Source organism: Paenibacillus lacisoli (assembly GCF_030580655.1).
In the GTDB taxonomy this organism is placed as follows: Bacteria; Bacillota; Bacilli; order Paenibacillales; family Paenibacillaceae; genus Paenibacillus; species Paenibacillus lacisoli.
In genome coordinates, this window is record NZ_JAUQTB010000001.1 from 150034 (window position 1) to 164026 (window position 13993).

Genomic DNA, 13993 nt, shown 5'->3' on the forward strand with positions numbered 1-13993 from the left:
CCCACCTTCTTTCTTCCAACCAGCAAAAAACCTCCGATCAATCGGAGGGTGGTGAAATTACATTTGCGGTAATTACATCATCGCCGATCCGCTCGGCAGAGCATGTATATCGAATTGATGTTGTTCAGTTTCAAGGGCTTAAGCCTTGTCTACATTAAAGTATTTGGCCTGAGGATGACTGAACACCATTGCGGAGACCGAAGCTTCCGGCTCCATCATAAAACCCTCGGTCAGCTCAACGCCAATATCTTCAGGCTTCATCAGCTTGAAGAGCGGCGCCTGATCCTCCAGATCCGGACAAGCCGGATATCCGAATGATACGCGAATACCCTGGTAGCGGGCACCGTGACGCTGTTTCATGGTCATCTCGTGAGGGTCCGGGAATCCCCAGCTGTCGCGCATCATATGATGAACACGCTCGGCCAGACCTTCTGCAGTCTCCAAAGCCACTGCTTGCAGCACATGTGAACGCAGATAGTCACCCTGGTCCTTCCACTGTGCAGACAACTTCTGTACACCGTGACCTGCCGTTACTACCATGAACCCAACATAATCCATTATACCGGATTCGACAGGTTTAAGGAAATCAGCGAGGCAAAGGAATGGCTCAACCTGCTGGCGCGGGAAGGTGAACGTATGAAGTATCTTGGAATGATCCTCTGGATCATATACTAGAATATCGTTGCCACGTCCTTGTGCCGGGAAGAAGCGATACATCGCGTGAGCCTGGATAATCCCTTCATCCACCGCTTCCTTAAAAATCTGGTCAACCGTTTCCTTAAGTGCCGTCGCTTTGGCATCTCCTGACGCGAGCAGCTGTTCTACAGAACCTCTGAGTCCTAGGTGGTGGCCCAGCAGCATCTGCATATTTACATATGGAATAATATGGTTAATAGGATAACTGCGCAGAACATGGCGCTCCAGGTCAGGAGGCTGATATACCGGAACATCTGTTGCGATATTGGATCGTTCCACGCGCGTAAGCTCAGGGAGTACACGCACCTCTGTGGCAACGCCGCCTTCTGCTTCCGCTTCGGCAACCATGTCCTGCTGCATCTTTTGTCTTGAGGCTGGATCCATCAGCTTATTAGCAATATCCAGTCCATCCATGGCGTCCTTCGCGTATACGACCATCCCGTTATATTCCGGCCGGATCCTGTTTTTGGTGAATTTGCGGGTAAGAGCAGCACCACCTACCATAATTGGAACGTCTATACCGGCTGTGCGCAGATCCTGAGCAGTCAGCACCATCTGCTGTGCTGATTTAACCAGCAGACCAGAGAGACCGATCGCATCGACTTTTTGTTCCCGGTAAGCTTCAATAATCTTTTCTGGTGGTACTTTTATACCCAAATTAACGATCTGGTAACCATTATTGCTGAGGATGATTTCGACCAGGTTTTTACCGATATCGTGAACATCACCCTTCACGGTTGCCAGCATAATTTTACCTTTAACCGCGCTCTCGTTCTTCTCCATAAAGGGTTCCAGATAAGCTACAGAAGCCTTCATCACTTCAGCGCTCTGAAGAACCTCGGCCACAATAAGTTCGTTGTTGTTAAACAGCCTGCCGACCTCTTCCATCCCTTTCATCAACGGACCGTTGATAATTTCAAGAGGACCATATTGGGCCAAAGCCAGCTCCAGATCCGGGATCAACCCTTCTTTCGTGCCTTCAACTACATAAGATGCAAGGCGCTCTTCCAGACTCAGGTTCGAGATGATTTCTTTTTTCTCTACCTTTTTGTTTCTGAATGCCGCTACAAAAGCTGCGAGCGTTTCATCATTCGTTTCATAAATCAGCTGTTCAGCCAGTCTGCGCTCTTCTGCAGGAATGGAAGCATACCGTTCAAGTTTCTCCGTATTGACGATTGCGTAGTCCAGGCCGGCCTTAGTACATTCATACAGGAAGACCGAATTCAATACTTCACGCCCGGCTTCAGGCAGGCCGAAGGACACGTTGCTAATTCCCAGAATCGTATGACATTCCGGCATTGCCTGCTTGATGAGTCGTATACCTTCGATGGTTTCCTTGGCAGAACCAATATACTGTTCATCCCCTGTGCCTACCGGGAATACCAGTGTATCAAAAATGATATCTTCTGCTTTTAATCCATACTTGTTCACAAGGAGATCGTAGGATCTTGTGGCTACTTCGAGCTTGCCTTCTCTGCTGATGGCTTGTCCGGTCTCGTCAATCGTCCCTACGACAACAGCTGCTCCATATTTATGGATTAGCGGTACAACCTGCTCAAACTTCTCTTCGCCATCTTCAAGGTTAATGGAGTTAATGATCGCTTTGCCCTGGGAATACTGGAGGGCCCTATCAATAACTTTGGCATCCGTTGTATCTATCATCAGAGGTACTTTGACCTTCTTCACCACAAGCTCCAGAAACTTTTCCATATCCTCGGTCTCTTCACGGTCCGGGTCCTGAACACAGACGTCAATAACATGAGCGCCGTTCTTGACCTGAGCACGGGCTATCTCAGAAGCTTCTTCGTATTTACCTTCTACGATCAGGCGTTTAAACTTACGTGAGCCCAATACGTTAGTACGCTCTCCAACCATATAAGGGCGATTCTCTTGTTCAATATATACGGGTTCAATCCCTGATAAAGCCGGCGCGTGGGTACCCGCTACTTCTCTAGGCTTATACTGACTCATCGTTTCTGCCATAGCACGGATATGCTCAGGTGTTGTTCCGCAGCAGCCCCCGGCAATGTTCAACCAGCCCTGCTGTGCAAAAGCACCCAGCTTTTGCGCCAGAGATTCCGGAGATTCATGATAATGCCCGTTCTCATCGGGCAGACCGGCGTTAGGATAACAGCTGATCGCAGCCTTGGATATTGTGGACAGAGACCGGATATGATCACGCATAAACTCTGGTCCCGTGGCACAGTTCAATCCAATGGAGATCGGATTAAGATGTTCAAGAGAAATATAGAAAGATTCAATATTTTGACCTGCCAGCGTAGTTCCCATTGGTTCAATCGTGCCGGAAATCATTAATGGAAGCTTCACACCGCTCTTCTCATATGCTTGGCTGATACCAATACTGCCCGCTTTTACATTCAAAGTATCCTGAGAAGTCTCAAGCAGCAGCAGATCAACACCACCCTCAATGAGCGCCAGTGCTTGTTCTTCATAACTTTCCACCAGTTCGGCAAAAGTTACTCCGCCGGTAACCGACAGAGTTTTCGTCGTAGGACCCATTGCACCAACAACATAACGCGGATGTTCAGCCGTACTGTATTTCTCAACCGCATCCCGAGCCAGACGCGCGGCTGCAAGATTAACTTCACGTGCTTTGCCAGCAATATCGTATTCAGCCAGAACGACCGATGTTGCTCCAAACGTGTTAGTCTCGATCAGGTCTGCCCCTGCCTCCAAATATTTCTCGTGAATGGTACGAATTAATTCCGGGCGAGTTAAGACCAGAATCTCGTTGCATCCATCCAAATCTTCTCCGCCAAAATCGTCGGGAGTCAAGTTCTCCTGCTGAATCATCGTCCCCATGGCACCATCGAGGATCAAAATTCGTTGCTGCATTGCAATCTCCATGCTAGGCCTATTCAATGTGTTATCCCTCCCGTAAAACGTTAAATCTTAGTGTATCAGAAACCTTTTCATTGTGGAAGAATGCTTTTTCAGGCCTTGGCTATAGGCTTTAGCTATAGTGAGTTATATGTTTTCCCATAACAAAACCGCCTAACCTTAAAGGCTAGGCGGCTGTCGATGTGATCAGGCAATGGAATCAATAATACCGGTAATTTCAGATAAATGTTTGATATGAGAGTCGGGCTGGATGGAACCATCCAGTTCGCGGCTGTTGCGGTTAACCCAAATGGCGTGAATACCTGATGCCAGAGCACCCTTAATATCGGTCGATAACTTGTCACCTACCATGACAGCTTCCTGCGGGGCAACATTAAGCAGTTCCAGGGCATGTGCGAAAATTGAAGGATCTGGCTTCCCTTTGCCGAAGGTGCCTGAGATAACAACATGGTCAAAATACGGCTCTAAATCCGGAACACCGTCCAGCTTCTCTTTCTGCAGGGCCGGACAGCCATTCGTTAACAGCAGCAGTTTGTAGTCTTTTTTGAGTTCTTTTAACACTTCAAATGTTTCTTCATAGACATGCGGACGCTCACGGCGCTCTATAGCAAATCGTTCAGCCAATCGGCTGGCGAGCTCAGCATTCTGGATTCCAACTCGCTCTAGTCCCCTACGCCAGGACTCCTGACGGTATATAGGAGCGAGCTGTTCCAATTCACGGAATTCCGGCTGGTGCCCGGCTGTAAAGTTAGACCACAAGCCCTCAAACGGATTAATGCCAATCATTTTAGTGAACGGATAAGTCTCATAGGATTCATATAAATCCCGTGCTTCGCGGCGGACTGCATCTTCCAGCCTGGCCGGATCAATACCTGTCTCGATAAAAGCTGTCTGGCAGGTAGCGGCGAATGCTTCTTCTACACTGCGTTCATCCCATAAAAGTGTATCATCCAGATCGAAAAGTACAGCTTGAATCGTCATAACGGCCATCTCTCCTCACTCAATAAGAAAATGTGTGGTCTCACTTAATTAACGGCTTCTGAACTGAACGCTGCTATGCTGAGGGCAGACTTATCACAAAGATTAACTAAACCTATATGTTTTACTTTTCTTCACGCTCAAAAGGAATCTGATTCTCCTTGGCGAATTTCTCCAGGCGCTCTGACATTGCTGAAATATCGTAACGGTTCAATGTGCGGCTGAATCCCCAGTTTGACTTTTTGCCTTCACTCTCGATAAAGATGTAGCCGCGCTGTACCTTGATGCTCTTGATCATGTCTGCGCTCATCGAGCGTTCACGTCCACTTTTAAGGGTATATACCGTCTTCTTGCCTACCTTAAGGTAAGGACGGCGGAAATAGAAAATGACCCCGAGCAGCAAATAGAGCACGAATACAAACCAGTCCATTGGTTTCATTCCCGCTTTGGTTACGAACAAGGATAAAAGCAGGTAGAACACGGCTAGGAATGCCAGCAGGGCGGGGGCGGTAATGCTTCTACCCCTAAACAAGTCAGCACTCTCACTGTTATTGCCAAGCGTTTTTAATCCCTGCTTTTTGCGCTGCTGATTCAGCTGATTCGTATTTTTTCGTACTTTTCGTTCAAAAGAACGTGCCATGAAAATTCCCCTCTACTTCATAAATTAGCCTGAAACGACTCCCATACTGCAAAAGACTCCCATACTGCAAAATACGTTAAGCTGTTCTTGCTGCTGCCAGGGCAAGCATTATGTAATCCGGAACATATGTTCACGTTTTCACAAGCTTCCCTAGAAAAAAAGCCGGCCATAAGGTACATATCCTTATGACATTCGGCTTGGTTTAATGTTTTGGTCCAGACTCATTAGATGATTGATCATCATCGACAATCTCAATAGAATCCAGCTGTTGACGGAAGTTACGGCGGATATTGCCCAGGTAAATTTCGCGCAGTTTCCCGCGCTCTACCAGTTCTTCTTCAGTCAATCCTTCATTTTTGGCTTTGCGTGCCAGTTCATTAATTCGTTCTACCAGGCTGTCAATATCCAAATCGTGTTCCTCCCATTATATCATTGAGTACATTAACTTTGACATGATCGTCAAAGCTTGTCAAGACAAGGGAAGCAGCTGCCGCGATGGATCGAGATTTTAGGAGAATAACTACAATAAAAAAATAAAGAAAAAGAAAAACCAAGGTCAGGTCTCTCTGCCATGGTCGTTAGATTACAAGCATATTATAAGTAAACAGCAATTAGATTCAAATCTCATAACCGATAATCCACCTGCCCACTCTAATTGATTGCAGAATGATGCAATACTGCTTAAAGTTCAGGCAATACCAGGATCTGGCCGGTTTCAATACTGCTGTCTGTCATACCGCTGGCCATTTTAATAGCTTCAATATACACCCGTGTATCCATAGTCTTCGGTTTATGGCTTACTGCAATTTCCCATAACGTATCACCCTGCTCTACGACAATCTGCTGACCTGATCCGACCGGTTCAGCACTTCCTGCGAACGCTTTGATTACTCCACTGCACGTAATTCCTACAACGATGAGCAGAGCAATAATTTTAAGGCATAACGATCCGTTCGATTTCAGGCTTACCATTTTTTTAGGTTCACTTTGTGTCGAAGTTTCATTCTTATTATAAATACTTTGATATGTACTGTATTTCAGCATATAAGCAACCTCCAAACATTTGTTCTTGTTCTGATCTGAGATCAATATAACACGAACACACGTTTCGTTCAACTGTTTTTGAGAACAATTGTTCGATTTGTTTGGCGGCCTCTTCAGCTAAAATCATCTCTTCTTCCATTAATAATGCGTTTTCTTCCTCTTATATTGCTAACAAGCTGTATATGATGTGAACTATTAATGTGATTAACAAAATACCTGTTTTCGATAATTCCAGCAGCAAAAGTTAGAACTTATGTTTGTACGAACGGGGGTTCTGTGATATAATTTTCCCAAACGTTACTAAATGGGGTTGATAGGTATGTCCAAAATATCCAGCCGGCAAGCAGCCATTCTGGACTTTATTCGCAATGAAGTGCGCCTGAAGGGCTATCCGCCGTCTGTACGTGAGATTGGCGAAGCCGTCGGACTTGCTTCCAGCTCCACGGTACACGGTCATTTGGACCGCCTGGAGAAGAAAGGCCTGATCCGCCGGGATCCAACCAAGCCGCGAGCCATCGAACTGCTTGGGCAGGAAGAGTCCGAACACGCAGTTATGTTCAGCCACACGGTAGCACGTGTTCCCGTTGTCGGCAAAGTCACTGCGGGTGTTCCGATTACAGCGACGGAGAATATTGAAGATTACTTCCCACTTCCGCAGCAGTATGTTGGAGAGGACAAGGTGTTCATGCTGTCGGTTGTGGGTGACAGTATGATTGAGGCTGGTATTAATAACGGTGATTATGTTATTGTTCGCCAACAACAGACAGCCAACAATGGTGATATCGTTGTAGCGATGACGGAGGAAGATGAAGCAACTGTCAAGACCTTTTACAAGGAGAAAGACCACATTCGTCTTCAGCCAGAGAATCCGACCTATGAACCTCTTCGTCTTACTCACGTAACCATTTTGGGCAAAGTTGTCGGCCTCTTCCGGGACTTCCATTAATTTTCATCTTAAGAATGGATAGGATGTCAGCGCTATCGCTGATGCCCTATCCATTTTTGTTAACACGATTCATTGTTAATTATCTAAAATGAAAATTTGATAGTGCCTCACCTGGCACAACAAAAAGCCGCACAGATACATTACCCGTGCAGCTTTTCGCCTCTATGTTTACGATTAATGTGTAGCTACTCCCAAATTTCTTCGGCTATTTCCTTTATAAAAGCTAGCTTTCTCCATTGCTGCTCCTCTGTCAGATGGTTCCCTTCTTCTGTAGAAGCGAAGCCGCATTGCGGGCTTAAACAGATTCGATTCAGGTCAACGTATTGTTTTGCCTCCTCAATACGTTTCAGAATATCTTCTTTGTTCTCTAGCTCACCAAGTTTGGAAGAGAACAGGCCCAGCACCACCTGCTGATTGTCCTTCAGAAAGCGAAGCGGCTTGAAATCACCTGCTCGGTCCGTGTCGAACTCTAGATAATATCCCGAGTAATTATCGATGCTCAAAAGTGTCTCCGCGATCGGCTCGTATCCCCCGCCAACACCGGCATAAGTCGAAACGTAATTCCCTCGGCACACATGTGTGGTAACTACAAGATCATCAGGCAGACCAGATACTACCTCCTCATTTAATTTTGCCAGTTCATTGGCATATTCTTCTATATTCACTCCCGCCTGCTCCATTAGGGTCATGAACTGTTTATCGCACAATGCTCCCCATGTGCAATCATCCATTTGAAGGCTGCGGCATCCTGCATCATACAAGGCTTCTATAAACCCTTTATAAGCGATTGCAATGTCTCTGACAAGCTCCTGCCGCTCCGGATAGATCGCTTTGGTACTTTCCTGATTTTCTGCCCGGTCCAGCTCAAACAGGAATTGCGCAGCTGCAGGGATCGATTGGCGGGCCACTACATTCCCACCTGCTGCTTCTTTTAAAAAGGCAAAATGAGAAACAAAAGGATGACTGCTGAAAGTAATCTTGCCGGAAAGGCGTGCTGTTTCAGGCCGGGACTCTGCTCCGTTAAACTGATAACCACGGTCAAGAATCGTCCGTTCAACGCCATCTAAACCCCAGAAAAAGTCCAGATGCCACCAGGAACGGCGGAATTCACCATCCGTCACTGCTTGCAGCCCAACCTTTTTTTGCTTTTGTACAAGTTTGACGATTTCCGCGTTCTCGATCTCGCGCAGCTGTTCAGCGTTTATTTCACCATTGTGGCAGCGAAGTCTGGCTTCTTTTAATACCTGGGAACGCAAGAAGCTGCCAACAATATCGTATCGGTAAGGGGTAACTGTTCTTCTTTTAGGTTTAATTTGTATAGTCATCGATTAATCTCCTCATTTCTTGATGTTGAGTCCAATATAGCATATTAGGGTAGATATACCGTTCTACCAAAGATGTATATTGGGCGATAGTTAATGACTATACCTGAGTGGCTATGGATATCAGCGCTGTACATCCACTCACAGTAAATTACAAATACGCTCTATCAATTCTTCATAATTGATAAATATTTTACAATAATAACCATGGAATTATATTACTTTTTATATAATTATGTGTTATATTCTATTAGAATTTAAATCTATGATCGAGAAGGAGCCAAATCTATGAAAAAAACTGCCAAAAAAACGGTTTTTATTCTGCTTGCGGTATTCATGCTTCAGCTCTCCGTTGTGTCGGCCGCTTTTGCGAAGAACTCTCTTTCCATCGGTGAATCGCTATCACAAGGCCAGATGCTTTCATCTAATAACGGCCGGTTTAATTTGGTGATGCAGACGGACGGCAATCTCGTACTTTATAAAGATGCCGGGAACCCGATCTGGTCTACAAGCACAAATGGAGCAGCATATGTATGGCGCGATCCTATCACCGGCTATACAACCAGAAGATCACCGCAGCTGTTAACACTTTCTGCCGGGCTGCTTCGTGTAACAGATCAATTCAAAGATTTTACATTTTGGCGGGCAGATACTCAGGGATGGAGCAATGCTCATTACCAGGGTAATGTGCCAGCAGGACTCATTGGAGACTCGCTGGTTGTCCAGGACGACGGAAATGTAGTTCTTTATTCTTCAGGCAAAGGTCCCGTCTGGGCCTCCAATACGAATGGCCGATGAACTACTGTGAGATGGAGCCGCTTTATAGCGGCTTTTTTTCTGTCAGCCTTTAAAGGTATGTAAGAAACTTTGGGGGCATTTTGGGGGCAAATCGCCCTGAATAACTAATTCCCCAGAAATGCCCACAAAAAGAAAAACCCCTTAGAGCTTGCGCCCCAAGGGATTCCCCGCTTAGTGATAATTTTAATAAAGCGTCATATATTGATCGCGTTCCCATTGGTGAACTTGTGTTCTATACATGTCCCACTCGATCTCTTTCAGTTCATAGAAATAAGCCAATGCGTGATCGCCGAGTGCTTCGGTAATGACTTCACTGCGAAGCAGCTCGCTCAGTGCTTCTTTCAGATCAGATGGCAGATTCGGAATTCCTTCTTCTACCCGCTCTTCTTCCGACATAATGTAGATATTACGGTCGATTGGCGCCGGCAGTGTCAGCTCACACTTGATACCGTCCAGACCTGCCTTCAGCATTACAGCCAATGCAAGATATGGGTTAGCTGCAGGGTCCGGGTTACGAACTTCAACACGAGTGCTCAATCCGCGGGAAGCCGGGATCCGGATCATCGGACTGCGGTTACTTGCAGACCATGCCACATAACAAGGTGCCTCATAACCTGGAACGAGACGTTTGTAGGAGTTGACCGTCGGATTGGTGATAGCCGCCATAGCACGCGCATGTTTAAGAATACCTGCCATGTAATAACGGGCGGTCTCACTCAGTCCAAGCTCGTCGCTCTCATCGTAGAACGCGTTCTCGCTGCCTTTGAACAGTGATTGGTGACAGTGCATGCCAGAGCCGTTCACCCCGAACAGAGGTTTTGGCATAAAGGTCGCATGCAGCCCATGCTGACGGGCAATCGTTTTAACGACCAGCTTGAAGGTTTGGATCTGATCCGCAGCATTCAGAGCATCCGTATATTTGAAATCAATCTCATGCTGACCCGGAGCTACCTCATGGTGGGAAGCTTCGATTTCAAAGCCCATTTCTTCAAGAGTCAATACGATTTCACGACGGCAGTTCTCACCAAGGTCTGTTGGCGCAAGGTCAAAATAACCGCCCTGGTCATTCAGTTCATTGGTCGGGTTGCCCTTTTCGTCGGTTTTGAACAGGAAAAACTCCGGTTCCGGCCCCACGTTCATTGCGCTGTAACCCATCTCTTCCGCTTCACTCAGCATCTTCTTCAGAATGCCGCGCGGATCACCTGCGAATGGTGTGCCATCAGGCATATAGACATCACAAATTAGACGCGCGACACGATTCGTAGTTACCCACGGGAATACAACCCACGTATCGAGATCAGGGTACAGGTACATGTCAGATTCTTCGATACGAACATAGCCTTCAATGGAAGATCCGTCGAACATCATTTTGTTATCCAACGCTTTCTCCAGCTGGCTTACAGGAATCTCAACGTTTTTGATCGTACCCAGCAGATCCGTGAACTGAAGGCGGATAAAACGAACGTTTTCCTCTTTGGCAATGCGGAGAATATCTTCTTTGGTATAACTCATATTACCCTCTCCTTTTCATCTATCTTTTATTATTTATTAAAAAAACGGGACAGCTCGCCCTGAATCAGGGATACCTGACCTGGCCGTTTGCCCGACACCAGCTGCTGCTTCAGAAGACGATGCAATTGGGAATCGGACAGCTCTCTGCGTTTCACTTCCGTATCGGCCGTAATTACAGTTGCTTCTTCCGACTCCTTGGAGACCGGGTTCATCACCTGCTTGATACCGGCAATGTTAACGCCTTTCTCAATCAGGGCTTTGATCTCTAGCAGCCGCTCTACGTCATTAAAGGAGAACAAACGCTGGTTCCCGGACGTACGTGCCGGCACGATCAAGTTGTGCTGCTCATAATAACGAATTTGCCGTGCAGACAGATCCGTCAGCTTCATAACGATACCTATAGGAAATAAGGCCATATTTCTGCGAATTTCGTCACCCATCATTCATCAACCTTCCAGTGATCTATTCTTCACCTCATTGTACATTTTCCTGATACAAAGTGTCAATGATATGTTAGGTAAACTCACAGTAAATTTCGTTCCTTCAAGGTTTGAAGCGCCATCAATACCCCGAATTTGACATGAGAATAGGTTAAACCGCCCTGCATGTACCCGATGTAAGGTTCCCGTATGGGTGCATCCGCTGATAATTCCAGGCTTCCACCCTGAATGAAAGTACCTGCCGCCATAATTACGGGATGCTCATACCCCGGCATGTCCCATGGTTCCGGCGTAACATGACTGTCCACAGCAGCAGCGCGCTGTATTCCCTGCACAAAAGCAATCAGGTGTTCAGGACCGCTGAAGGATACAGCTTGAATTAGATCTGTTCTTGGCTCATGCCAAGCCGGCTTGGTCTCAAATCCAATCTGTTCAAATACAGCCGCAGCAAAAATACTCCCTTTGATCGCTTGTCCCACCAACGTCGGTGCCAGAAATAATCCCTGATAAATCCCGCGGGTCGTCCCGAGCATAGCACCCACTTCTCCGCCGATTCCTGGTGCGGTAAGGCGATAAGCAGCCAAATCGACATAGTCACGTTTCCCGCAGATGTACCCCCCGGTTTCCGCAATGCCTCCACCCGGGTTTTTAATCAGCGATCCTGCCATCAGGTCTGCTCCCACTTCAGTGGGCTCGATCGTTTCGGTAAATTCACCATAACAGTTGTCTACAAATACGATCACGTCCGGCTTGACCGCCTTTACTCTCGAGACCATTTCCGCAATCTGCGTAACGGTAAATGACGAGCGCCAATCGTAGCCCCGGGAACGCTGAATACCGATGACCTTGGTTGCAGGACCTACAGCCGAAACAACAGCATCCCAGTCTACTAGGCCCTCGCTGGTTAATGCTGTCTCCTGATAAGTAATGCCGAAATCAGCCAGTGAACCCGTTCCATCCCCTTGATGGCCAATCACTTTGTGAAGGGTATCATAGGGTCTTCCAGTAATATAGAGAAGCTCATCTCCTGGACGGAGAACACCGAACAATGCCGTTGAAATCGTATGGGTGCCTGAAGCAAAATGCGGTCGTACCAATGCCGCTTCCGCACCGAATACTTCCGCATATACCTCGTCCAACACTTCGCGCCCCCGGTCATTATAGGCATAGCCGGTCGATCCCGAAAAATGAAAATCGCTAACCTGGTGGCGCTGAAACGCCTGAATGACTTTCCACTGATTGTGATCAACAATATCATCCATTTTTTTAAGCTGGCCTTGAATGAGTTCCTCTGCTTTATTCTTAATTTCCGTAATTTCTTGATCAAACAACATCATTTCTATATACGCTCCCTGTCATGCCTCAAGCTTGCTTGTGGTTAAATGTGTACCTGTTAGTCTTCAATCTGCCCCTCACGCTCAATATAATCCTCAAGCTGATAGGCTAATTTCTCATACTCACCCTTCTGCAAATGCACTTCATACAGCACGTCACTGCCGTCGTAATCTGTACTCACCACATCTCCCACAGCATAGACAACGGATGTAAGATCTCCACGGGAAGCAGGTATACGGAATACGAGTGTGTCCCCCGTCAGCTCTTCCTGTATAATTTCACGAATCCGCTGCTGATCTTCAGCGTTATAAGCACTGATCTTCTGATATCCCGAGCCGGATGGAAGCATTTCCAACTGCTCCGGTGAGCAAGCGTCTTTCTTGTTGAAAAGAACAATCTGAGGCTTGTCTGCAGCACCCAGCTCTTGAAGAATCTGCTGTACCACCTTCATTTGATCTTCCCGCATATCAGACGATGCATCCACAACGTGAAGAATAAGATCGGACTCATTTACCTCCTCCAAGGTAGCACGGAAAGCTGCGATCAGGTCGTGGGGCAGGTTCTGGATAAAACCAACCGTATCGGTCAGCACGATTTCCTTGCCGCTTGGCAGCTCCATCGTACGGGAAGTAGGATCGAGTGTTGCAAACAGCTGGTTTTCGATATAGACGTCGGCATCTGTCAGCTGTTTGAGCAGCGTGGATTTGCCTGCATTCGTATAGCCGACCAAGGCAACCTGGACGATGCCGCTCTTCTTGCGGCGTTCACGGTGCAATTTCCGGTGCCGGGTCACTTCTTCAAGCTGACGCTTCAGGTCACTGATCCGGTCACGAATGTGACGGCGGTCAGTCTCAAGCTTGCTCTCACCCGGACCGCGTGTACCAATCCCGCCGCCAAGCCGGGACAGATTTTTACCATGCCCTGATAACCGCGGCAGCAGGTAGGAGAGCTGTGCCAGCTCAACCTGGATAATACCTTCGCGTGTTTTGGCACGCTGGGCGAATATATCCAGAATCAGCTGGGTACGGTCAATAATCTTCAAATCCAGCGCTTCTTCCAGGTTTCGTACCTGAGCGCCCGACAGTTCCTGGTCAAATATGGCCGTGTTGGCCCCCAATTCTTCAGCAATTGCACGAAGTTCTTCTACTTTACCTTTGCCTATAAACCATTTCGTATCCCGGGTTTCCCTATTTTGAGTAAGCACACTAAGGACCTCGGAGCCTGCCGTTTCGGCAAGCTTAACGAGTTCCTGCAGGGAATACTCCGGATCAATCCCCGTCTTCTTGACATCATCTGTAATCAGACTGACCAGAACTGCTTTGTCCTGAAGATCCGTATCGGTATTATATGTGATGCCATTGGCCATGATTGTATCTCCTTTAGTGTCTGTTATCATCCAGCTGACTGTAAAAGTATGTTT

The 13993-nt window shown here is 47.1% G+C and carries 12 protein-coding genes; 2 read left to right on the forward strand and 10 right to left on the reverse strand.

Annotated elements, in window-relative coordinates:
• Nucleotides 1-138: 138 nt before the first annotated feature.
• The 5 genes from metH to Q5741_RS00760 form a co-directional block, all read right to left on the reverse strand.
• A complete protein-coding gene (metH, locus tag Q5741_RS00740; protein WP_407074299.1) occupies nt 139-3564 on the reverse strand; it encodes a methionine synthase in 3426 nt (1141 codons plus the stop codon).
• A gap of 180 nt (nt 3565-3744) precedes the next feature.
• A complete protein-coding gene (locus Q5741_RS00745) occupies nt 3745-4539 on the reverse strand; it encodes an HAD family hydrolase (protein ID WP_305022132.1) in 795 nt (264 codons plus the stop codon).
• A 121-nt stretch (nt 4540-4660) separates the two neighbouring features.
• On the reverse strand, nt 4661-5176 hold the full coding sequence (locus Q5741_RS00750) for a hypothetical protein (RefSeq protein WP_305022133.1): 516 nt from the start codon (nt 5174-5176) through the stop codon (nt 4661-4663).
• Between the two features lie 202 nt (nt 5177-5378).
• Nucleotides 5379-5585, reverse strand: a complete 207-nt coding sequence (locus Q5741_RS00755) for a DUF896 domain-containing protein (protein ID WP_305022134.1) — start codon at nt 5583-5585, stop codon at nt 5379-5381.
• 272 nt (nt 5586-5857) lie between these two features.
• On the reverse strand, nt 5858-6220 hold the full coding sequence (locus Q5741_RS00760) for a LysM peptidoglycan-binding domain-containing protein (protein ID WP_305022135.1): 363 nt from the start codon (nt 6218-6220) through the stop codon (nt 5858-5860).
• A 319-nt stretch (nt 6221-6539) separates the two neighbouring features.
• Here Q5741_RS00760 and lexA point away from each other — a divergent pair, with 319 nt between their 5' ends.
• Nucleotides 6540-7166 (forward strand): transcriptional repressor LexA, encoded by a 627-nt coding sequence (gene lexA, locus Q5741_RS00765; protein WP_305022136.1) that lies wholly within the window; start codon nt 6540-6542, stop codon nt 7164-7166.
• 185 nt (nt 7167-7351) lie between these two features.
• Here the strand turns inward: lexA and Q5741_RS00770 are convergent, their stop codons facing one another.
• Nucleotides 7352-8491 carry a 5-methyltetrahydropteroyltriglutamate--homocysteine S-methyltransferase gene (locus Q5741_RS00770; protein ID WP_305022137.1) on the reverse strand — a complete coding sequence of 380 codons (1140 nt, stop codon included), beginning with the start codon at nt 8489-8491 and terminating at the stop codon, nt 7352-7354.
• A gap of 285 nt (nt 8492-8776) precedes the next feature.
• On the opposite strand from Q5741_RS00770, the gene Q5741_RS00775 reads away from it, so the two are divergent.
• On the forward strand, nt 8777-9286 hold the full coding sequence (locus tag Q5741_RS00775; RefSeq protein ID WP_305022138.1) for a hypothetical protein: 510 nt from the start codon (nt 8777-8779) through the stop codon (nt 9284-9286).
• A 183-nt stretch (nt 9287-9469) separates the two neighbouring features.
• Here Q5741_RS00775 and glnA read toward each other — a convergent pair whose 3' ends face one another.
• The 4 genes from glnA to hflX form a co-directional block, all read right to left on the reverse strand.
• Nucleotides 9470-10798, reverse strand: a complete 1329-nt coding sequence (glnA, locus tag Q5741_RS00780) for a type I glutamate--ammonia ligase (protein WP_305022139.1) — start codon at nt 10796-10798, stop codon at nt 9470-9472.
• Nucleotides 10799-10827: 29 nt separating this feature from the next.
• A complete protein-coding gene (locus tag Q5741_RS00785; RefSeq protein WP_305022700.1) occupies nt 10828-11238 on the reverse strand; it encodes a MerR family transcriptional regulator in 411 nt (136 codons plus the stop codon).
• 83 nt (nt 11239-11321) lie between these two features.
• Nucleotides 11322-12575: a methionine gamma-lyase family protein gene (locus Q5741_RS00790; protein WP_305022140.1), complete on the reverse strand. Its 1254-nt coding sequence runs from the start codon at nt 12573-12575 to the stop codon at nt 11322-11324.
• A 56-nt stretch (nt 12576-12631) separates the two neighbouring features.
• Entirely contained in the window at nt 12632-13939 is a 1308-nt protein-coding gene (hflX, locus tag Q5741_RS00795; RefSeq protein ID WP_305022141.1) for a GTPase HflX, read from the reverse strand.
• Nucleotides 13940-13993 lie beyond the last annotated feature (54 nt).

What these genes read in the sequence shown, in the direction of transcription:
- metH (WP_407074299.1), bottom strand. Translation starts at nt 3,564, where the DNA reads ATGGAGATTGCAATGCAGCAACGAATTTTGATCCTCGATGGTGCCATG.
- Q5741_RS00745 (WP_305022132.1), bottom strand. Translation starts at nt 4,539, where the DNA reads ATGACGATTCAAGCTGTACTTTTCGATCTGGATGATACACTTTTATGG.
- Q5741_RS00750 (WP_305022133.1), bottom strand. Translation starts at nt 5,176, where the DNA reads ATGGCACGTTCTTTTGAACGAAAAGTACGAAAAAATACGAATCAGCTG.
- Q5741_RS00760 (WP_305022135.1), bottom strand. Translation starts at nt 6,220, where the DNA reads ATGCTGAAATACAGTACATATCAAAGTATTTATAATAAGAATGAAACT.
- lexA (WP_305022136.1), top strand. Translation starts at nt 6,540, where the DNA reads ATGTCCAAAATATCCAGCCGGCAAGCAGCCATTCTGGACTTTATTCGC.
- Q5741_RS00770 (WP_305022137.1), bottom strand. Translation starts at nt 8,491, where the DNA reads ATGACTATACAAATTAAACCTAAAAGAAGAACAGTTACCCCTTACCGA.
- Q5741_RS00775 (WP_305022138.1), top strand. Translation starts at nt 8,777, where the DNA reads ATGAAAAAAACTGCCAAAAAAACGGTTTTTATTCTGCTTGCGGTATTC.
- glnA (WP_305022139.1), bottom strand. Translation starts at nt 10,798, where the DNA reads ATGAGTTATACCAAAGAAGATATTCTCCGCATTGCCAAAGAGGAAAAC.
- Q5741_RS00785 (WP_305022700.1), bottom strand. Translation starts at nt 11,238, where the DNA reads ATGGGTGACGAAATTCGCAGAAATATGGCCTTATTTCCTATAGGTATC.
- Q5741_RS00790 (WP_305022140.1), bottom strand. Translation starts at nt 12,575, where the DNA reads ATGATGTTGTTTGATCAAGAAATTACGGAAATTAAGAATAAAGCAGAG.
- hflX (WP_305022141.1), bottom strand. Translation starts at nt 13,939, where the DNA reads ATGGCCAATGGCATCACATATAATACCGATACGGATCTTCAGGACAAA.